This is a genomic window from Longimicrobiales bacterium, from assembly GCA_028823235.1.
Classification (GTDB): Bacteria; Gemmatimonadota; Gemmatimonadetes; order Longimicrobiales; family Gaopeijiaceae; genus UBA2589.
This window is the reverse complement of sequence record JAPKBW010000022.1, coordinates 1-21,021: the sequence shown is the minus strand read 5'-3', so window position 1 is coordinate 21,021 and position 21,021 is coordinate 1. Positions and strand designations below refer to the sequence as shown.

The following is a 21,021-nucleotide window of genomic DNA, read 5'->3' as shown; positions in this document are numbered from 1 at the left end:
ACGCTCTTGGTTGCATGCCTTGCCGGCTCCGCGCTTCTCGCGGAACCGGTGTCCGCGCAGGCAGATCGAGCCGAGGGTGCACTCTTCCTACTTTTACCTGTAGGCGCGCAGGCGGTGTCGCTGGGTCGCGCGATGACATGGGTGGAGGGAGCAGAGGGCTCCTTCTGGAATCCGGCGGGTCTCGCGGGAGTCGAGCGAAGCCAAGCGGTCATTTTTCGAGGTGATCACGTGGCCGGAACAGCGACAGCCGTGACCGCCTTGTGGGCTCGCCGGGGAGTAGGTGCACTCGGGGCTTCTTACTTTCTGCTCGATGCTGGCCAGATCGATCAGACCGACGAGTTCGGCAACTACACCGGGACGATCACCATTCGTAATCACCTAGGGATCGTCTCCGGCGCCACTCGCATCGGGAGCCGCCTTTCGGCGGGAGTAAACCTGAAGCTCATTCGGTTTCAGCTGGCATGCCGAGGCATTTGCGCGGACGAAGGCACGATGGCTACGACCTACGCTATCGACGTTGGAATCCAGGGGACCCCGACCGACGCGCTGAGGCTTGGAGCGATGGTGGCTCACCTCGGACCAAGCCTGCAGGTACTCAACGCCGAACAGGCGGATCCCCTGCCAGCCAGACTTCGGGTCGCGGCCGCATACAATGTTATGGCCGGCTTCGCGGAGACGGACGAACTACGGGGATGGGTGGCGGTCGAAGTCGAAGATCGCCTCCGCAATTTTGGCTCGCCATCACTCTACGTGGGAAGCGAACTGACTGCGGGAGGGTCCGAGGCGCTTTCGCTCAGGGCCGGCTGGGTCTTTTCGGACCTCAATCAGGAGGACGGCGGAAGGGTTGGTCTGGGCCTCCTCTACGAGAGATTCGACCTGTCGATTGCCAAGTCGCTCGCGGTGTCGTCCCTCACGGGTGAGACCGAGCCCGTGTATGTGACCTTCTCGATCGGATTCTGATGGAGGCCAGGCCTCGGCCAGCGGGGTTGTTGCTCGCTGTCGTATTTGTGGCTGCCGCGAGTCCCGTTTTCCTCGACGCGCAGTGCCGAGGTAACGATGTGCAGGGGCTGGTTGCTCCCGCGCTCATGGACGAGTGGGCTCCGCTCAAGGCCCCCGTCGTGTCTTTCTCTCAGGGGCGGCAACCCTCCGGCCCCGAGTCGGAGCCAAGTCTCTGGAAAAGGTCATCCGAACAGGCCATCGGGCCGCAGGCGGCGGGCGGTGCGGGCGGTATTGCCTTGTCGACTATTCTGTCTGCAGTTCTCCCAGGGGCGGGCCAACATGTCATTGGACAGGAGCGCCGCTGGATCTACCTCGGACTCGAGGCCGTCGGGTGGTTCGCATACGTTAACCGACGCTCCGCTGGGGCGGATGCGACACATGCGTACCGAGACTTTGCGTGGGATCGAGCGAGACTCCAGGCGGAGCCTCGCATGGATGGGGACTTCGACTATTACGAGACACTCTCCAAGTGGCAGCAGTCGGGGGCCTTCGACCAGGACCTTGGGCAAGTGGGACTTCAGCCCGAGGTCGATGTGGCGACATTCAACGGATCGATCTGGTCGCTCGCTTCTTCACTTTTTCTTGGTGGGATGTCCGGAGCGTCTCCGAGCGATCCGCAGTACGTACGTGCACTGGCATACTACGAAGAGCGCGCCTACGACAGCGCATATCTTTGGGAATGGCGGGGAACGGGCGCCGATCAGGATACGTACGGCTCACTGATCAGGGATAGCGACGAGAATTACAGACAGGCGACGAATGTGCTGGGCGCGATCATCGCGAACCACGTCGTTTCAGTGGTTGACGCCTTTGTCTCGGCTCGGGGTATCGTGAGGGGTACACAGAGCGAGGTGGTTCCGATTTTCACAACAGAGGGCACCCGATGGCACACGCGAGTCCGAGTTCCGACCCGATGGTGACTGGATGAGCCGCCGGGGCAAGAAGGGTGGTGGACGAAAGCTCAGAAATGGCGCCGCCAGACCGAAGCGTCCGAAACGTGACCGGGCGACCGCCTCTCCCGAACGAAGGGTGGTCGACGCGCTGGCTGCCTCGGACCGGGGGCCCTTGAAGACTAAGGAACTTGCTCGGGAGCTGGAGATCGAGGCGACGGGGTATCGCGCGTTCCGTAGGCTGTTGACCGGGCTGGAGGCAAAAGGGACAATCGTGCGCATGAAGGGCCATCGCTACGCAGTGGCTGCTTCGATCGACCTCGTGACCGGTTTCGTTTCGATTACGAAGGACGGTCACGGATTCGTTCGGCTCGACGGGGCGGGAGAGGACGTCTATGTCCCCGCTCATCGCCTGAAGACAGCTATGAATGGAGATCGCGTATCGGTCCGTATCGAGGGCCGTCGCAGAGGACGGAGTCCGGACGGAAGTGTGCTCCGAGTGCTCGAGCGAGCCCGGGACACGGCCGTCGGAGTGATTCATATCACGCCGAAGGTCACCTATGTGGTCCCGCTCGACGCCCGAATGAAGAAGGACGTCCTCATCGCACGCGGCGAAGAAGGAGATGCGGAAGACGGCGATGTCGTTGTCGTCCGGCTCACCTCGTATGGCGAAGGGCGTGTCGGCCCGACTGGTGCTGTCGAAGAGGTGCTGGGCAAGCTGACCGACCCGGGGGTCGATGTACTCGCGGTGGCTCACGGTTTTGGGCTCGCTCTGGACTTCCCCGAAGAAGTCACAGCGGCAGCGGAGGCGTCGGCGGCTGAGGGCATCGCGAATCCAGGCCTGGACCGCGTAGACCGCACAGATCTCCTCGCGTTTACGATCGATCCCGCCGATGCCAAGGACCACGATGACGCGCTCTCCATTGTCGAACTCGAGAAGGGTGAGGTCGAGGTTGGCATCCACATCGCCGACGTTTCGCACTATGTCCCACGTGGAGGTCTGGTGGATCTCGAGGCCGAAGCACGCGGCACGAGTGTGTATCTGGTTGATCGCACAGTGCCGATGCTGCCGAGGGTCTTGTCCAACGACGTGTGTTCTCTCAATCCCGGCGCGGACCGATTCGCCGTCTCCGCCTTCATCGTGCTCGATCGAGAGGGGCAGGTCCTTCGTCGACGGTACGAGCGGACGGTCATCCTCTGCCGGCACGCGCTGTCCTATGAAGAGGCCCAAGAGGTGCTCACCGGTGCGAGGTCGGTTAATGCCGAGATCGATGCTGCGCTCCGCCTGCTGGACGACTGTGCGCGCCGGGTGCGGTCGACTCGGAGGGCGCGGGGCGCGTTGGACCTTGATTTGCCCGAAGCGAAGGTTGTTCTGGATGAAGAGGGAAAGCCGATCGACATCCGGCGCCGCGACAGGCTCGAGAGCCACCGGCTAGTAGAGGACTACATGGTCCTGGCCAATGAGGTCGTAGCGAATGACATGGAAGCATTGGACCTCGCGACCATGTATCGCGTGCACGAGAGACCTTCGCCGGAGAAGGTCGATGCGTTGGTTGATACGCTTTCGCGTTTCGGCGTGAAGCTGACGGCCAAGAAATCGCTGAAGCCCGCAGACCTGCAGAGGGTTCTGGATGCCGTTCGGGGTCGCCAGGAGGAGACAGTGGTGAACAACCTGGTTCTGCGATCTTTGTCCCGCGCCCGGTACCACACGGAAAACCTCGGCCACTTCGGCCTCGCTTCCAGTGCCTATTTGCATTTCACGTCGCCGATTCGGAGGTATCCGGACCTGGTGGTGCACCGCGTCCTGGCCGCGGTACTCATCCATCGTTCGGAGGCGCCGTACCTCGACCGTGAAGCACTTGTGCGGTCAGCTGAGGAGTGCAGTGCGCGGGAGCAGGCCGCGGCCGAAGCAGAACGCTCTTCTGTCGCGCTGAAGAAGGTCGAGTTCATGGAGCGGCACGTTGGGGACGATTTTTCAGGCCGTGTCTCAGGGGTCGCGGCCTTCGGCTTCTTCGTCACGCTCGAAGACTTCTTTGTCGACGGCTTAGTCCATGTAAGTGGACTCAGTGACGATTTTTACCATTACCGCGAACGGGATCAGGCACTTCACGGTGAGCGAGAGGGCCGCAGCTACCGCCTGGGGGATCGCGTTCAAGTGCAGGTGGTTCGAGTGGACAAAGAGGCACGACACGTCGACTTCAGGATTCTTCGCAAGCTTTCAGGGCCCGCGAAGGAAGGTCCGTCGACATGAATTCAGTCATCGCATTCGCCAGACGGAATACTTCCTTGGAAAGGATCGGCGTGGCAACATCCACCGTATCACCCTGATCGCGTTGTCGATTGGTGTGGTTACGAACCAATCTCAGAAATGAGAGCATGTTGCGCAGATCAGTGAACTGGCCGCGAAAATGAAGACGTACGCGAAATCGTTTCCCGGCTCGAAGTACGTCGTGGATCGTCGGCACCGGTCGCCGAGATTGCCGACGGCCTCGGCCGAGGAAGAAGCTGAGTTGGCTGGTCCCGATAAGCCGGGCAAGCCGATCGAGACCAACACCTAACCCAATCGATCATGGTCATCACCGTCACGTGCCCGTCATGCTCCTCAGCGTTCCCAGTCGATCCGGCGAAGATCCCCGAGAGTGGGGTGAACGCACGGTGCAGTTCCTGTGGCGAGATCTTTCGGGTCGAGAGGCCCGCAGCCCCGCCCGTGATGCCGAAGGTGAGGGAGATGTCGCCGGAACCCGAGGCGGCACCGCCCGCGGCCCCCGCATCCGCTGAGACCCCCGCGGTCGCGGAGGAACCTGTGGAAGGCGCCGGAACCAACCCCTGGGGTGGCATGGCTAAGGAGGCCGTGGTTGCGGATCCGGACCCATTGCCGAGGTTCTCGGAACCAGCAGCCGAGCCGGAGCCGGAACCGGTTGCAGACCCTGTCACCAAGGCATCTCCAGTGGTCGATCCGGAGGCGGAACCACTGGCGGACGCGTTCTCGGAGGCCGCGTCAGGTGTTGTCCAGGGATTCACACTCGGGAAACACGACCCCACCGATAAGGCGAAGCGTCTGGCCAGGGTGCTCGTTTCCGACATGATCATGTACAACGCCGAACGCCATCAGTCTGCGCTATCCACCCGCACGCTCGTCCAGGACTTTGAGGAGGAGATCGACAAGTCGTGGAATGAGTACATTGACATGATCGGTGAGGAACTGGCGAATGGAGCCGGCCGTGGCTTCTGGACCGAGGCCCTGAATTCCATCCTCGCGAAGGGAGAGCAGGTCTTCTAGGCGCCCGACCCTCTCCGTATATTGAGGCCTTGTCGCGGAGGTGCGGTCCCCCTCGGGCAACCCTTCGCGCCTTTACTTCCCCTTCGCACCGATTCGAACCGATGAACAAGGATCAGCTGAGCGACCTCGCCGGGCTGCGCGAAAAGTTGCGTGAACTGAGGGGGTATCTTTGACCTCGACACACGCGAAGAGAGGCTGAAGAACCTCGATCAGATGATGGCCGCTCCGGGCTTCTGGGATGATCAGGAGCAGGCCCGCGGCGTGATCGACGACGCGAATCGTATCAAGGGGTGGGTCGGGCCCTGGAATCGATTGGCCGCGTCAGTCGACGAGCTGGATGCAATGGTCGAGCTCCTCGAGATCGAAGAAGACCCGGACCTGCTAGCCGAATTCTCAGGCGGACTCGAGGGGCTTCGATCGGGTGTGGAGTCCATTGAGGTGCGGACCATGCTCCAGGGGGAGGACGATCACCGTGAGGCGATCGTCAACATTCACCCCGGAGCCGGGGGACTCGAGTCACAGGACTGGGCCGAAATGCTCGTCCGCATGTACACCCGCTGGGCGGAGCGCCGTGGTTACACGGTGAACATGCTCGATCTGCAGCCGGCGGAAGAGGGCGGTATCAAAAACGCATCCTTCGAGATCATTGGTGACAGCGCATATGGCTACCTGAAGGGCGAGAGTGGAGTGCATCGATTGGTACGCATTTCCCCTTTCGATGCGCAGTCGCGCCGACACACCTCGTTCGCGAGCGCGGTGATTTATCCTGTGGTCGATGACGACATTGAGATCGAGATCGACGAGGGAGACCTCAGGATCGACACTTACCGCGCCTCAGGAGCCGGGGGCCAGCACGTGAACAAGACTGATTCAGCTGTTCGGATTACTCACAGACCCACCGGAATTGTGGTGGCGTGCCAGCAGGAACGATCGCAGCACAAGAATCGCAGCACCGCCATGAAGATGCTGAAGGCGGCCATGTACAAGAAGGAAGTTGAAGCTCGCGAGGCAGCCAAGAAGGAACTCCAGGACGGTATGAGCGATATCGCCTTCGGCAGCCAGATACGTTCGTACGTCTTTCAGCCATATACGATGGTCAACGACCACCGCACGGAACTGAAGGTCACCGACGTACACGCAGTCATGGACGGCGACCTGGATCCTCTCATCGAAGCATACCTGAAAAAGCTAGGAGAGCCGGGCGAATAGCCTGCGCCTACTGAATCGATATGGAAGATCTGAGTCAGCTCATGCGCCATCGGCGCGAGAAACTTGAAACTCTCCGTGAAAAGGGCGTCGAGCCGTTTGCCTACAACTTCGAGCCGTCGGCACGATGCTTGGAGGTCGCCACCGCCTTCGAGGATGCTGAGGGCGAGGGCACACTGTCCGAGAGTGGCAAGGGAGAGGCTGCGCGCGTCGGGGGCCGAATCGTGGCCTGGCGTGACATGGGCCGAAGCATCTTTGCGCACCTCGAAGACAGCTCAGGTCGGATCCAGCTTTACTTCAAGAAGAACGCGATTGGCGAAGAGTCTTTTGAACTGCTCGGACTGCTTGATCTGAGTGACTGGATCGGAGTCGAGGGCCCGACGTTCCGCACCCGGACGGGCGAAGTTACGGTACACGTTGAGTCGTGGACGCTACTTACGAAGTCGTTGAGACCGCTCCCGTTCGGCAAAGTCGAGACGGATGCCGAAACCGGTGAGCGCATCGTTCACTCGGGCTTTCAGGATCAGGAAAATCGATACCGACAGCGGTACGCAGATCTCGCCGTGCATTCCGACGTGCGCGAGATGTTTCGCACCCGATCGCGGATCATCACTGAGCTGCGGAGGTTTCTGGACGGGGAGGGATTTCTCGAAGTCGAGACGCCGGCGCTACAGCCATTGTATGGTGGTGCCTCCGCTCGCCCCTTCGTCACTAAGCACAACGCTCTTGATCAGACGATGTACCTCCGCATCGCGGATGAGCTCTACCTCAAGCGGTTAATTGTCGGCGGCCTAGACCGCGTGTACGAGATCGCGAAAGACTTCCGAAATGAAGGGCTGTCCCGGGTGCACAACCCAGAGTTCACAATGCTTGAGTGGTATCAGGCGTTCTCGGACTACGAAGATCAGATGAAACTGGTGGAGCGCATGGTATTGCACGTGCTCGACAACGTCTTCGGGACTCGCACCATTGAGGTCGGCGGACAGGAGATCAGCTTCGAGCCTCCGTTCCGGCGACTCGGTCTGGTCTCCGGACTGTCGGAGGCGTTGGGTGTCGATGTCCATGAGATGACTGACCAGCAGCTTCGGGCCAAGGCGGAAGAGATGAAGGCCCCGGAGCTCGACGGAGCCGGTCGTGGCAAGCTGATCGACAAGCTGTTTGGGGAAGTGGTCGAGCCTGATTTGATTCAGCCCACATTCGTCATCGATCATCCCAAGGAACTGAGCCCGCTCGCAAAGCCACACCGAGACGACCCGCGCCTGACGGAACGCTTCGAGTTGTACATCGGTGGCGCAGAGATCTTCAACGCGTTCTCGGAGTTGAACGATCCGATTGATCAGAGAGAGCGCTTCGAAGCACAGGTCGGACTGAAGGAGGCCGGCGACGATGAGGCGCAGCCGATCGACGAGGACTATATCCGGGCACTCGAATATGGGATGCCGCCCACCGGCGGCGTCGGTATGGGTGTCGACCGGTTGGTCATGATGCTCACCGGCGCGCCAACGATCCGTGACGTGATCCTTTTCCCGATTCTTCGGACCGAGGAGTAGACGTGGCCCGGAGCGGCAATCGGCTCAACTGGTTCATTGCCAGGCACTATCTGCGCTCTGGAGGAGGCCGCGGACTGCTGTCGTTCATCACGTGGATTACGCTCGGGGGTGTGACCGTTGGCGTTCTCGCGCTCAACGCGGCCTTGGCGATCATGAACGGGATGCAGGATGAGATTCGCAGCAAGATTCTCGAGTCGACACCGCACCTGTATGTACTCGAGTACAACTCGAGCCTTCGCCTTTCGGACTACGCAGACGTCCTCGATGCAGTCCTTGCCATGGACGGTGTAACCGCGGCGGCTCCGTTCGCGCTGTCCAATGTTGCCCTGTCCAGGGATGGGTATTCGCAACCGGCCTATATCTATGGCATCGACATGGACACGACCCGGGTGCCGGTCACCGAGATGGAGCGCAAAATTATCGATGGCGTGCTCGACCTCGAGTCACCGGAGTCGGGCCTTGAGCCTCTCCTCGTGGGGTCAGTGCTGGCCGATCGAATGGGACTCTTTCCGGGTGACACCATGGTGATCATTGCCATGGAAAACCTCACCGTAAATGTGATGGGAATCCCGCAACCGGCGATCCGCCAGTTCGAAGTGACAGGCACGTTCACCACGGGCATGTACGAGTATGACATCGGCAACGTGTATACGACGCTGCCGGCGGCCCAGGAACTCCTGGGTATGGCCAGCACCGACGCCAGCGGGATTGGTGCCCAACTGGAGCGTCCGCAGGACGCACGGGAGGTCGCAGAGGAGGTGAAGGATCGCCTCGGTTTCCCTTATACGGTCGATTCCTGGGTCAGTCGAAACAGCGCCCTCTTCAACGCGCTTCAGCTGGAAAAACTGGCGATCGGCTTCGTCGTCTCGCTGATCGTACTCGTAGCGGGTTTCAGCATCGTAGGGACGCTGGTCATGGTCGTCTCGGAGAGGACCAAGGAGATCGGCATTCTCCGCACGATGGGCATGACGCAGGCCAACATCATGCGGGTATTCATCATGCAGGGTGTCTGGATCGGGGTCGTAGGGACGCTGGCGGGGACAGTGCTGGGGGTCGGTATGTCCTGGGCGATCGACCGGTATGAACTCATTCGGATACCCGACGGCATCTACTTCGTGAACCATCTCGCCGCCCGGATCAGTGCAACCGAGATCTCGATGATCGCGCTGACCACGATGGTCGTGGCGTTCGGGGCCACCATCTATCCGGCGCTCAGAGCAGCTCGCATGGAGCCGGTCGATGCGATCCGACATGAGTAGCGAGACGGGTGCGGCGCCCAGAGGTGGCACACCCACAGGAGCGCCCCTACCCCTCGAGGCGAGGGGGCTGTCCAAGCGATTCGTGGGAGGGGACGGATCCGAACTCGTGATCCTCGACGGACTTGATCTGCGGTTGGCGAGTGGGGAGACTGTGGCGGTCACGGGCGCGAGTGGTGCAGGCAAATCGACACTCCTCCACTTGCTTGGTGCACTCGACCAGCCGACCGAAGGAGAAGTGCTCATTGAGGGCCATGCGGTGGCGGGGTTGGCAGACGAGGACCTCGCGGATCTGAGAAACCGTCGGATTGGGTTCGTCTTTCAATTTCACCACCTTCTGCGAGAATTCACCGCCGTCGAGAACGTCATGATGCCGGCGTTGATCGCCGGCCAAGATCCGGGGTCCGCTGAAAAAGTCGCGCGCGAGTTACTGGTGGACGTCGGACTCTCGGCACGTGCCGAGCACAAGCCGCGCCAGCTTTCGGGTGGTGAACAACAGCGGGTTGCGGTCGCCAGGGCCCTGGTGAACGATCCCGTCGTTCTGCTTGCCGACGAACCGTCCGGCAACCTCGATACGGAGACGAGCGGTCAGCTTCATGACCTGCTCTTCGGCCTGAGCGAGCGACGTGGCCTTTCACTCGTCGTCGTAACGCACAATCCCGATCTGGCCGCTCGTGCGGACCGCGCGCTGCACATGACGGCCGGTCGGCTCCATCCGGCGTACGCGGGGCAGGTACGATGATGGGTGACATGACTTGTGGAAACTGTGGTTCGACCGATGCCGTCGTGCATCTCACGCAGATCGTCAATGATGAGATTTCGACACACCACCTTTGCGAGAAGTGTGCTGCGGAGAAGGGGCTTGAGACGGCCCCGCAGATGCAAGAACAGCCGCTGCTGGACGTCTTGTCGAAGATGACGCAGGAGTCGGTTGCTGAGCGCGACTGGGGAAACGGCGAATGCTCTTTTTGCGGCATGACCTACAAGGATTTCAAGAAGACCGGCCGTCTTGGTTGCCCGCACTGCTACGAGACGTTCGGGGCCGCGTTGCCCGCGCTGTTGCGAAGGATCCACGGCGGCTCGAAGCACGTCGGCAAGGTCTATCTGTCTCCGGATCCCAGCGCTTCGGAGATGGAACGCCGACTAGAAGGACTGCGCCGGAGACTCGAACGGGCTGTTCAGACTGAGGATTTCGAGCGCGCGGCGGAGATTCGGGACCAGATAAATACACTGGAGCCCGTATGAGGTGGGCCTTGTGAACGACTTTGAAGCGATCCCGGATCACGGCCTCAGCTGGCTAGAGGCGAGTGGAGAGCATTCGGACATCGTACTGTCGACTCGGGTTCGAATCGCCAGGAATCTTCAGGGCTACGCGTTTGGCCCCCGTGCCCGCGTCAACGATCGAGAGGCGGTACTGAAGCAGTTCAGGCACTCGGTCGAGCGATCGGACGTGCTGCGGGGCGGTGCACTTCTGGAAATGCCCACGGTTTCCGAACGCACGCGGCGGATTCTATACGAGCGTCGGCTGGTGACGCGTGATCTTCTGGGTGAGGCGGGAGACGACCCAGCGCACGGTACTGCAGTACACTTCTCCCGGCGAGAGCCCGTATCAGTGATGGTCAACGAGGAAGACCACCTCAGGGTACAGAGCCTTCTTTCCGGGTTACGCCTCCACGAGGCTTGGGACATTGTCGACCGGCTCGACGAGGAGTTGGGGCGGGAGCTTCCTTTCGCGTACCACCCCGAATTCGGCTTCCTTACAAGTTGCCCGACGAATGTCGGTTCAGGACTCCGTGCTTCGGTCTTCATGCACCTTCCCGGGCTGGTCGAGACTCGTGAGATCACGGCCGCGCTGAAAGGCATCACGGAGCTGGGGCTGACGTTTCGCGGACTGTTTGGTGAGGGGTCAGAGGTCGTCGGAAGCTTTTTCCAAATCTCCAATCAGACCACACTCGGGCGGACCGAAGAGGACCTTGTCGACCACCTCGATCGGGTTGTACGCAAGCTGATCCGGGACGAGGCGAAGGCGCGTCAGATCCTCATTCGCGACGCCAGTGCGGAGACCGAGGACAAGGTGTGGAGGGCGTACGGTACGCTGCGCTATGCTCGCCTGCTCTCCTTCGACGAGCTCATGGGTTTCCTAGCTCCAGTACGGATGGGCATGAGTCTGAAACTGTTGCCCGGACTCCGTGTATACTCACTCAACAAGATGATGGTATTCACGCAGCTGGCTCACCTGGAACAGGCGGCCGGCCGCGAGCTTTCTATCGAGGAAAGCGACGCGCATCGAGCCGCTTATGTGCGTCGTGTCCTAGCCACCGAAGGTGAAGTCTCTCCGAGCGACGACGAATCGCGCGGCGACGATCAATCCGCCCAGCCCTGACGGGTTATGAACTACAATTTTACCGACCGGGTCCGAAAGGTCCTCGCGATGGCTCGAGAAGAGGCCATCCGCCTTCAGCATGACTACGTGGGGACGGAGCACATTCTGCTCGGCCTCATTCGCGAAGGAGAGGGCGTGGCCTCGGCTGTGCTGCAAAACCTCAGTGTTGATCTGGATCAGATCCACGAGCGTGTCGAAGAATCTGTCCGGAAGGGCAAGGCGACGATCTCACTCGGGGAACTCCCCTATACGTCCAGGGCGAAGAAGGTCCTCGAGTTCGCGATGGCCGAGGCCCGTGACTTCAATCACTCCTATGTGGGTACGGAGCACCTGTTGCTTGGCCTGCTTCGGGAAGAGAAGGGGATCGCGGCCCAGGTGCTGAACTCACTTGGTGTCACCCTCGATGAAGCGAGAGGAGAGACCCTCAAGGTCTTGGGTAGTGACATGTCTCCGTCCGAGCCCGCTGGAATCGGGGGCGGGGGCGACGTGACGCCGGGATCCGGCAAGGGCGGGGACAAGAAATCCAAGACGCCGGCACTCGACCACTTCTGTCGTGACTTGACGGAACTGGCGAAGCAGAAAAAACTCGATCCAATCATTGGGCGGGCTGATGAGATCGAACGTGTCGTAGAGATTCTCTGCCGTCGCAAGAAGAACAACCCTGTGCTCATTGGAGAGCCAGGGGTGGGCAAGACCGCGCTGGTGGAGGGCCTCGCACAGATTATCGCCGCAGGTGGGATCACCGAGGCCCTGAGGGATCACAAGGTCCTCGCGCTCGACATGGCTGCGGTGATTGCCGGGACCAAGTACCGCGGTCAGTTCGAGGAGCGCCTGAAAGCGGTAATGACCGAGATCCAGGAGAGCAAGACTGTCATCCTGTTTATCGATGAGCTTCATACGCTCGTCGGTGCCGGTGCGGCTGAAGGTGCGATCGATGCGTCGAACATGCTCAAGCCGGCGCTCGCGCGCGGTGAGTTGCAGTGCATCGGGGCCTCGACCCTCAACGAGTACCGCAAGTACATCGAGAAGGATGGCGCGCTCGAGCGTCGCTTCCAGCCGGTCATCGTTGACCCACCCGCAGTTGAAGAGACCGTCGAGATCCTGAAGGGCCTGCGTGGCCACTACGAAGATCACCACCGTGTCACAATTCCCGATGATGCGCTCGAGCACGCCGCCAAGCTCGCAGATCGGTATATCACGGACCGCTTCCTCCCCGACAAAGCGATCGACGTTATTGATGAGGCGGGCTCGCGAGCGCGGATTGCCAACGCGGTTCCGCCGGCCGACGTCGAGGAACTTAAGGAGCAGTTGGTTCAGATCGCGAACCGGAAAGAACAGGCAATCGGTGATCAGGACTTCGAGCGTGCAGCGGAACTCAGGGACGAGGAACGGGAGCACAGCGAAGTGATTCGCGCCCGTCAGGAGGCATGGGAGGAAGAGCGTAAGCAGCACCGTCCTGAAATCTCCACCGAAGAAGTGGCCTTCATCGTTGGTCGTTGGACGGGGATTCCTGTGCAGCGCATTGCTCAGACGGAGTCTGAGCGCCTGGTGCATATGGAGGACGAACTCCACAAACGGATCGTCGGCCAGCATGATGCGATCACGGCCGTCAGTCGAGCGATTCGCCGTAGCAGGGCAGGCCTGAAGGATCCACGGCGTCCAATCGGCTCATTCATCTTCTCCGGTCCGACCGGCGTGGGTAAGACGGAGCTGGCGCGGGCTCTCGCTGAATTCCTGTTCGACGATGGCGAGGCGCTGATTCGTGTTGACATGAGCGAGTACATGGAGAAATTCTCTGTGTCTCGTCTGATAGGTGCACCTCCGGGGTACGTCGGTTATGAGGATTCCGGCGCTCTCACGAAGGCTGTGAGGCGTCGCCCCTACTCGGTCGTGCTTCTCGACGAGATCGAGAAGGCCCACCCCGATGTCTTCAACATCCTTTTGCAAGTGCTCGACGAGGGACATCTGACTGACAACTACGGTCGAGTGATCGACTTCAAGAACACCGTGCTTATCATGACGTCCAACCTCGGTGCCCGAGACATCAGCAAGGGCGGAGGCCTCGGATTCCAGATGGCCGATCCGAAGGCGAGCTACGACATCATGAAAGACAAAGTGAGTCAGGAAATCGAACGTGCATTCAACCCGGAGTTTCTTAACCGTGTGGACGACACCATCGTCTTCCACTCTCTGACGAAGCTGGAGATTGGCGAGATCATTCACATTCTCATGGAGGATGTGCGGGGTCGGCTTGCAGAGGAGGGCATCACTCTCCGGTTCACCGATGCCGCACTCGAGTTTCTCGTCGACGAGGGATACGACGAGAAGTTCGGAGCGCGCCCCCTTAAGAGGGCGATCCAGAGACACCTTGAGGATCCGTTGTCCGAGAAAATTCTACAGGCCGAGTTCACCGGGGGCGACGAGATTGAGGTCGATTTGGATCCGGACGAACCGGGCCTCATCCTTCGTGCGGAGTCGGCGACCAAGACGTGAGTCAGAGAGTCCTCATCGTCGCTCACCGTCTCGGAAAGGCTACCGCACTTGCGGTGGCTTTCTTTGGCGTCGTGGCGGCACTGTCATCGACAGCCGTAGAAGCACAGGAGCAGGCCGAAGGGCTGGTTCAGGTTGATTCTCTCGAAGTTCAGGGAAATGTTCGCATTCAGGCACAGTTCATTCTGTCCCTGTTCGCGATCCAACCCGGACAAGAGATCACCTATCGAGCGGTTCAGCGCGGCACCAAGGAACTGCTGAACACGGGTCAATTCATTGACGTAGTGATTCGAGCTAGTGAGCCGCGCGGCGCAGGGGTCGCCCCCTACATTCTCACGGTCGAGGTGCTGGAAGCTCCCCTCATCCGCAGGGTGGCGATCGAGGGACTTCAGAACGTGTCGGCACGGCAAGTGCGCGACACGACGGGCCTGAACTCGGGCTTTCCGCTTAGCGAACAGAAGATCATTAACGCGAAGGCGTTTATCCGATCAGAGTTGGCTAGTGAGGGCATTCCTTTTGCGGAGATCACCGATCGACGGGTAGCGATCGAGGGAGCCTCGAACGAGATCGAACTCATTCTCGATGTGTCCGAGGGCCAACGAGTGACGGTCGCTCAGCTCGACTTCGTGGGAAATGAAGGCTTGACAGACAAAGAGCTGGGTGGGGTCATGTCGACCTCTGCCGAGGGTTTCTGGTGGTTCCGAGACGGAACGTTCGGTCAGGTCAATTTTTTGAGCGATCTCGAAGAAGAATTGCCCCGACTATACAGGTCTCGCGGCTATCTCGACTTCGTGGTGTTGGGAGACACGATCATCGTCGACCCGGAGAGCGGGAAAGCACGGGTCGAGGTGACGGTCGACGAAGGAGACCAATACCAACTCGGTGACTTCGCCGTCGACGGCAACACCGTCTTCGAAGTGGAAGAGCTCCAGGAGCTGTTCCGCTCGACCCGCGGTGGCGGCATCCTCGGGAGTCTCGGGTTCGGTGGGAGTGGCGGGACGGCGAACGAAAAAGGGCAGCTCTTCGACGCGGAAGCGTTCAACCTCGCGATTCAAAGCGTTGAGGAGCTTTACCGGAATGAGGGGTACCTGTACGTCCGGGTGAATCCGGTCGTGAGCATCAACGAAGCGGAAGGTGACCAGCCGCCTACAGTCGATGCCTCTTGGGAGATTAATGAGGGGCAGCCGGCCATCATCAATCGGGTCAATATCAAGGGGAACGAATACACCTACGAATGGGTGATTCGAAACCAAATGTTCGTCTTCCCTGGAGACGTATACAGCCAGGACCGGGTGATGCAGACATATCAGAACATCTCGGCCCTTGGCTTCTTCGAGGCGCCACTCCCGTTTCCCGATATCACGCCGCTCGACAACGGCGATGTCGACCTGACTTTCCAGGTCGAAGAGAAGCAGACTGGCTCGATAAACTTCGGTACGTCTGTCGGAGGTGGAGTGGGGCTCTCCGGCTTCATCGGATACGATCAGCCGAACCTGTTCGGTCAAGCGAAATCGGGGTCGCTACGCTGGGACTTCGGCCGCTACATCAACAGCTTTGAGATGTCCTACACCGATCCGGCTCTGCTCCAGACCAGAACCTCCGGCACGGTTGCGCTGTTCAATTCACGTGACCGCTTCTTCCAGTTCTCGACAGGGCAGCGGAAGCGTCTTGGGGCGAATTTCCGCCTCGGCTTCCCTTGGCGGGGGTCGCAGTACACACGACTTTTCGTTGGATACAGCCTTTCCCGGACCAACTACGAACTGTTCAGTGACGTTGATGATACGTCGCTGTTCGGTCGCCCACCGGGAGTCCAGAGCCAGCTCTCAGGTAGTATCACGCGGCAGACTCTGAATCATCCGATCTTCCCGACCGTCGGTTCACGCCAGAACGTCACCCTTGAGCAGAATGGTGGCTTCTTGGGCGGTGATGGTGACTTTACGCGTGTGCTCGGTGACGGAACTTGGTGGGTGCCGACCGGTCAGATCGGGGGAGACCCGCAGGGTGGAGGTGTGGCGTTTGCTCTTGGGCTAACTCTGCGCGCGGGTGCGATCTTCGGCGATGCTGCGGCATTCCCGTTTGATCGATTCTGGATGGGTGGTGTGCAGTTCGGACAAAACCTCCGCGGGTACGACGAGACTTCCATCACGCCGAGGGGCTTCTTCCCACAGGGGTCGACCGACATCACGGACATCGCCCGACTTGGGGACGCCTTTTTTAGTCTGACTGCGGAGTACGCGGCGCGACTAGGTGGCCAGCTCGGGGTGCACGTTTTCTACGATGCGGGAAGCGTTTGGAGGAATCCTCGCGACTTCGATCCGTCCACCCTGTATCGAGGGGTTGGTGTGGGGATGCAGATCGTGACGCCGTTTGGACCGATTGGGCTCGATTACGCGTATGGACTCGATCGGACGGTGCCTGGATGGCAGCTCCATTTTCGGATGGGCGCAGGACTGTAATCAATCGGAGCGACTGTACATATTTTGGCAGCCTTTACACATTTAGATGCTATGCTCGCGGCTCATTGACGGGTCGCATGGGGAACACGGGAGCCTGCCGGCCTTGAGGGGATTACGAGAGTCCGGTGGCATGACACAACACGGAGTCAGGATTATGCGACGCACGTCTTTTGCGCTTCTGGCGCTGGCCTTCTTGCTCTCGGCCGGAGCCGCCGAGGCACAGACACTAAAAATTGCCTACATCAATTCTCAGGAAATTCTAGCCAACGCGCCTGGTGCGGAGGCTGCCGGGGCCGCCTTTGATGCCGAGATGGCGGGCTATCAGGCTGAGGTCACGCAGACCGAGACAGAGCTCCAGAACTTGGAAGCCGCGCTTCAGCAGCAGCAGTTGACGCTTTCGCCTGAAGCGAGGACTAATCGGGAGGCCCAGTTGCAGGCAAAGTTCCAAGAGTATCAGCAGCGCACCACGCAGCTTCAGCAGCTCGCAGAGCAACGCAGAGCTGCCTTGATTCAGCCAGTGATGGACAACATCACTGCGATCATTGAGACGATGCGCGAGGAGGGGGCCTACTCCATAATTTTGGATGCTGCGTCCGGCTCGATCGTTTCAGCCGACCCCGCGCTCGACCTGACGCAGGAAGTCATCATGCGGCTTCAGTCTACGCCAGGAGCAGGGCAGGGCGGCGACTAAGAGCACTAAGCAAAGATCATGAGTGGAGCGAAGGACTCGCGGAGCAGATTTAATGCCCGGCGGGTCCTTCCCGCATTCAGGAAACCTAGAATCGACCATGCCTGAAGACGATGTAAGCGACACGACTCGACGTAGCCTCCCGACGCTCGCAGAGTTGGCCGATCTCGTGGGGGGCACCCTGTCGGGAGCGGGTGACAAGGCTATCACCGGTGTCGCACCGGTGGACGAGGCCACTGCGGGCCAGATCGCCTTTCTGGCTCTCCGCCAGTACGGAAAGCATGTGGGGGGCTGCCAAGGCTCTGCGTACCTGGTCTCGGAAGATTTGGTCTCTCTGGTGCCCGATTCCGCGGCGAGCATCGTCGTGGTTGATCCGTATCCGGCGCTGCGCCGCCTTCAATCGCACTTTGCGCCACGGGACGTGTGGACGCCGGGTGTTCATCCGACGGCGGTCTTGGCCGAGGACATCGTGCTCGGCGAAGGCATTGCGATCGGCCCGTACGCCGTGCTCGAGGAGGGAGTCCGCGTCGGAGCAGGCACAAGGATCGGAGCGCATTGCGTCCTTCAACATGGCACTGTCGTAGGTGATCGGACGCGACTCTATCCCCATGTGGTGGTCTACTATGACACGGAGATCGGCAGCGACGTCATCATCCACAGTGGTGTGACCCTCGGCGTGGACGGCTTTGGATACACATTCGTCGACGGCGAGCACGCGAAAATGCCACAGATCGGTCGGTGCATCATCGGCGATGGTGTCGAGATCGGTGCGAATACGGTGGTGGATCGGGGATCGTTAGGTGATACCCGGGTCGGCATGGGCGTGAAGATCGACAACCTGGTTCACCTCGCGCACAACGTGAAAATTGGTGCGATGACACTGATCGCCGCGATGTCCGGGGTGGCTGGATCGACGAGAGTGGGCAAAGGGGTTTGGATCGGCGGTCAGTCAGGGGTGATCAACCAGGTCGAGGTCGGAGATGGCGCCCGCATCGCGGTGCGATCCGGGGTCACACGAGACATACCGGCTGGTGAGACGGTATCCGGATTCCCGGCCATCCCTCATGTGGATGAGGTTTGGCGTCAGGCTCGTATCGGGAGAATCCCCAAGATGCTCGAGCGTATTCGGGAGTTGGAAGAAGAGGTCGAGAGACTCAAGTCCGGGTAATGGACGGGGCATTGGGATATATGACTTGCACGCCGCAACCCGTAGGTAACCATCGGGTTAGTCGTTACTTTTTTAACGTTCGAAGCCCGCACCACCGCGCCCCGTAACGAGCGAGGTTCTACCGCATGAGTCGGCCTTCACAGCGCACCATCGCTCGGAAAATCACGCTCGACGGGGTCGGCGTCCATTCGGGAGAGGGCGCCTCTATTCGGTTCAATCCTGCTGAGGCCGGGACAGGGATTCGATTCCGGAGAACGGACCTCGACGATGCGCCTGAGATCCCCGCCACCGTGGAGCACGTGATTGCCACGGAGTTCGGCACGACGCTCGCGAGTGGTGAAGCACGTGTGCTGACCGTCGAACACGTCATGGCCGCTCTTTCAGGTGGGTGCATCGACAACGTGCTCATCGAAATGGACGGGCAGGAGGTTCCGATTCGCGACGGATCGTTTCAAGAGTACTCTGCAGCGCTGCATGACGCGGGAGCTGTAGATCAGGATGAAGAGGCAGAGATTTTCACGGTGCCATCGGTCGTTCACGTCGAAGAAGCCGGTGGCTCATCCTATGTCGTGACACCGGCCGACGCGTTGCGAATCTCCGCGACGATCGACTTCGAAGACCAACGGATCGGGCGAAGCTTCGGTTCATTCCTAGTAGATGAATCGTCTTTTCAATCGGCTCTCGCACCCGCGCGCACGTTTGGCTTCCAGGCCGACGCCGAGGCGCTCCATGCGCGTGGCTTTGCGCTGGGAGCATCTTTGGACAACGCGGTGGTAATCGGGAAGGACGGAGTCATGAATGAGGAGGGGCTCCGATTCGAAGACGAATTCCTTAGGCACAAGGTGGGTGATCTCGTCGGCGACCTAGCGCTGCTCGGAGGGCGCCTGAGGGCCCATGTCGTTGCTGAGCGTCCGGGCCACACGGGGAACGTCGAGCTCGCACGCGCCATCCGTAAGCAAATTCGTCGCGCCGGCCCGCCGGTGGCCGATATCGCGCGTATTATGGAATTCCTGCCGCACCGGTATCCGATGTTGCTGGTCGACCGGATCATTGATTTCGTGTCGGGCGAGAGCATCGTCGGAATCAAGAACGTCACGATCAACGAACCGTTCTTTCAGGGGCACTACCCAGGTCATCCGATCATGCCTGGCGTCCTCATCCTGGAGGCTATGGCCCAGTGCGGCGGTCTGCTTCTCATGGATCATGTGGAGGATCCGGAGAGTAAAGTCGTGTACTTCATGACGATGGATAACGTGAAATTCCGGCGGCCGGTCACTCCGGGGGACACACTAGTCTTCGAATTGCATGTCGTTCAATTCCGGCGACAAATTTGCCGGATTGCCGGTCGCGGTTTAGTGGACGGGCACGTCGTCGCTGAGGCTGAATTCATGGCTCGGATTGTGGATAAGTGAGATGAGTGAACAGGTATCTTTGAGTACGCGGGGTGAAACCCAGATTCACTCCACGGCGATCGTGCACGCCGACGCTGAACTAGGGGATGGCGTAATAGTTGGACCGTGGGCCCTGATTGGACCTGGCGTGAAGGTGGGCGCAGGCACGGAGGTCGGTCCCCGCGTGTTGATCGAAAAGGACACGACTATCGGCGACGACTGTTTTATTGCGAACGGCGCGGTGCTGGGCACGGATCCGCAGGATCTCAAGTTCAAAGGCGAAAAGGCTCAACTGAGCATCGGAGATCGCACGGTGATTCGTGAGTTCGCCACGTTGAACCGTGGGACCGCGGCTTCCGGTCGCACGGTCGTCGGAAGTGACTGCCTGTTGATGGCATACACGCACGTCGCCCACGATTGCGAAATTGGAAATCACGTGATCCTCGCCAATGCGGTGAACATGGCGGGTCACGTTCATATCGAGGACTGGGTCATCGTCGGTGGGGTCACTCCGATTCACCAGTTCGTTCGCATCGGCGCGCATGCGTTCGTCGGTGGGGGATCTCGGGTCCCTCAGGACGTGCCTCCGTACTGTCGGGCCGCTGGAAACCCGCCGAAACTCTACGGGTTGAACAAAGTAGGACTGGAGCGCCGCGGGCTGTCCAATGAGACACAGAAGGCGCTCAAGGCGACGTACCGGATGCTCTTTCAGGGTGATGTCATGCTTTCGAAGGCCCTGAATCGGGCTGAAGCCGAGATCACCGGCGTGCCAGAAGTGCGGCACATGATCGAGTTCATTCGCGCGAGTGAGCGCGGCGTAACTACCTAGAACCGACGCTTCAGGAGGACCTCATGTCTCTGATTCGAGCCCGAAAACGGCGAAAGAAGAACTGGATTGATACCCGGAAGGGTATGCCGAACGGAAAATTACTGGGGCTCCTCGGCTTTACCTTAATCGCGATCTGGTACCTCGGCAGCGCCTTCTGACGACGGGTCCTCGTCTTTTGATCCTAGCCGGGGAAGCCTCTGGCGATCACCACGCAGCGGCGCTGGTTTCAGCTCTCTCTCGACGCCATCCGACGGCTCAGCTGTTCGGAATCGGTGGCCCCTCAATGAAAGAAGCGGGTGTAGAGCTATTTGCGGAACTGGACAGCCTGGCAGTGATGGGCTTCGTCGAGGTGTTGCCCAAGATCCCGTATTTCCGACGACTCGAACGTCAGGTCCGGCGGCTACTCGACGAACAACGCCCCGATCTGGTGATCCT

The 21,021-nt window shown here is 60.2% G+C and carries 17 protein-coding genes; all 17 read left to right on the top strand.

The window, feature by feature from the left end; translation table 11 throughout:
- Positions 1-48 precede the first annotated feature (48 nt).
- The 17 genes from OSA81_11505 (at position 49) to OSA81_11425 (ending at position 20,744) form a co-directional block, all read left to right on the top strand.
- On the top strand, positions 49-960 hold the full coding sequence (locus OSA81_11505) for a hypothetical protein (GenBank protein ID MDE0899635.1): 912 nt from the start codon (positions 49-51) through the stop codon (positions 958-960).
- Positions 960-1,919 carry a hypothetical protein gene (locus OSA81_11500; GenBank protein ID MDE0899634.1) on the top strand — a complete coding sequence of 320 codons (960 nt, stop codon included), beginning with the start codon at positions 960-962 and terminating at the stop codon, positions 1,917-1,919. Before OSA81_11505 ends, OSA81_11500 begins: the two co-directional genes overlap by 1 nt.
- A 4-nt stretch (positions 1,920-1,923) precedes the next feature.
- Positions 1,924-4,140 carry a ribonuclease R gene (rnr, locus tag OSA81_11495; GenBank protein MDE0899633.1) on the top strand — a complete coding sequence of 739 codons (2,217 nt, stop codon included), beginning with the start codon at positions 1,924-1,926 and terminating at the stop codon, positions 4,138-4,140.
- 477 nt (positions 4,141-4,617) lie between these two features.
- A complete protein-coding gene (locus OSA81_11490; GenBank protein ID MDE0899632.1) occupies positions 4,618-5,169 on the top strand; it encodes a hypothetical protein in 552 nt (183 codons plus the stop codon).
- A gap of 165 nt (positions 5,170-5,334) precedes the next feature.
- Positions 5,335-6,378, top strand: a complete 1,044-nt coding sequence (gene prfB / locus OSA81_11485) for a peptide chain release factor 2 (GenBank protein ID MDE0899631.1) — start codon at positions 5,335-5,337, stop codon at positions 6,376-6,378.
- Between the two features lie 20 nt (positions 6,379-6,398).
- Positions 6,399-7,925 carry a lysine--tRNA ligase gene (gene lysS / locus OSA81_11480; GenBank protein ID MDE0899630.1) on the top strand — a complete coding sequence of 509 codons (1,527 nt, stop codon included), beginning with the start codon at positions 6,399-6,401 and terminating at the stop codon, positions 7,923-7,925.
- Positions 7,926-7,927: 2 nt separating this feature from the next.
- Positions 7,928-9,184: an ABC transporter permease gene (locus tag OSA81_11475; protein MDE0899629.1), complete on the top strand. Its 1,257-nt coding sequence runs from the start codon at positions 7,928-7,930 to the stop codon at positions 9,182-9,184.
- A complete protein-coding gene (locus OSA81_11470) occupies positions 9,177-9,923 on the top strand; it encodes an ABC transporter ATP-binding protein (protein MDE0899628.1) in 747 nt (248 codons plus the stop codon). The genes OSA81_11475 and OSA81_11470 overlap by 8 nt, the downstream gene beginning before the upstream one ends.
- An 8-nt stretch (positions 9,924-9,931) precedes the next feature.
- Positions 9,932-10,426 carry a UvrB/UvrC motif-containing protein gene (locus OSA81_11465; GenBank protein MDE0899627.1) on the top strand — a complete coding sequence of 165 codons (495 nt, stop codon included), beginning with the start codon at positions 9,932-9,934 and terminating at the stop codon, positions 10,424-10,426.
- A 10-nt stretch (positions 10,427-10,436) separates the two neighbouring features.
- Positions 10,437-11,564 (top strand): protein arginine kinase, encoded by a 1,128-nt coding sequence (locus OSA81_11460; protein MDE0899626.1) that lies wholly within the window; start codon positions 10,437-10,439, stop codon positions 11,562-11,564.
- Between the two features lie 6 nt (positions 11,565-11,570).
- Positions 11,571-14,057 carry an ATP-dependent Clp protease ATP-binding subunit gene (locus OSA81_11455; protein ID MDE0899625.1) on the top strand — a complete coding sequence of 829 codons (2,487 nt, stop codon included), beginning with the start codon at positions 11,571-11,573 and terminating at the stop codon, positions 14,055-14,057.
- Positions 14,054-16,510: an outer membrane protein assembly factor BamA gene (gene bamA, locus OSA81_11450; GenBank protein ID MDE0899624.1), complete on the top strand. Its 2,457-nt coding sequence runs from the start codon at positions 14,054-14,056 to the stop codon at positions 16,508-16,510. Before OSA81_11455 ends, bamA begins: the two co-directional genes overlap by 4 nt.
- A gap of 154 nt (positions 16,511-16,664) precedes the next feature.
- On the top strand, positions 16,665-17,201 hold the full coding sequence (locus OSA81_11445; GenBank protein ID MDE0899623.1) for an OmpH family outer membrane protein: 537 nt from the start codon (positions 16,665-16,667) through the stop codon (positions 17,199-17,201).
- 97 nt (positions 17,202-17,298) lie between these two features.
- Positions 17,299-18,366: a UDP-3-O-(3-hydroxymyristoyl)glucosamine N-acyltransferase gene (gene lpxD / locus OSA81_11440; GenBank protein ID MDE0899622.1), complete on the top strand. Its 1,068-nt coding sequence runs from the start codon at positions 17,299-17,301 to the stop codon at positions 18,364-18,366.
- Positions 18,367-18,491: 125 nt separating this feature from the next.
- Complete coding sequence (locus OSA81_11435) at positions 18,492-19,778, top strand: bifunctional UDP-3-O-[3-hydroxymyristoyl] N-acetylglucosamine deacetylase/3-hydroxyacyl-ACP dehydratase (GenBank protein MDE0899621.1); 1,287 nt, start codon at positions 18,492-18,494, stop codon at positions 19,776-19,778.
- A 1-nt stretch (position 19,779) separates the two neighbouring features.
- Entirely contained in the window at positions 19,780-20,586 is an 807-nt protein-coding gene (lpxA, locus tag OSA81_11430; GenBank protein ID MDE0899620.1) for an acyl-ACP--UDP-N-acetylglucosamine O-acyltransferase, read from the top strand.
- A gap of 23 nt (positions 20,587-20,609) precedes the next feature.
- A complete protein-coding gene (locus tag OSA81_11425) occupies positions 20,610-20,744 on the top strand; it encodes a hypothetical protein (GenBank protein MDE0899619.1) in 135 nt (44 codons plus the stop codon).
- Positions 20,745-21,021 lie beyond the last annotated feature (277 nt).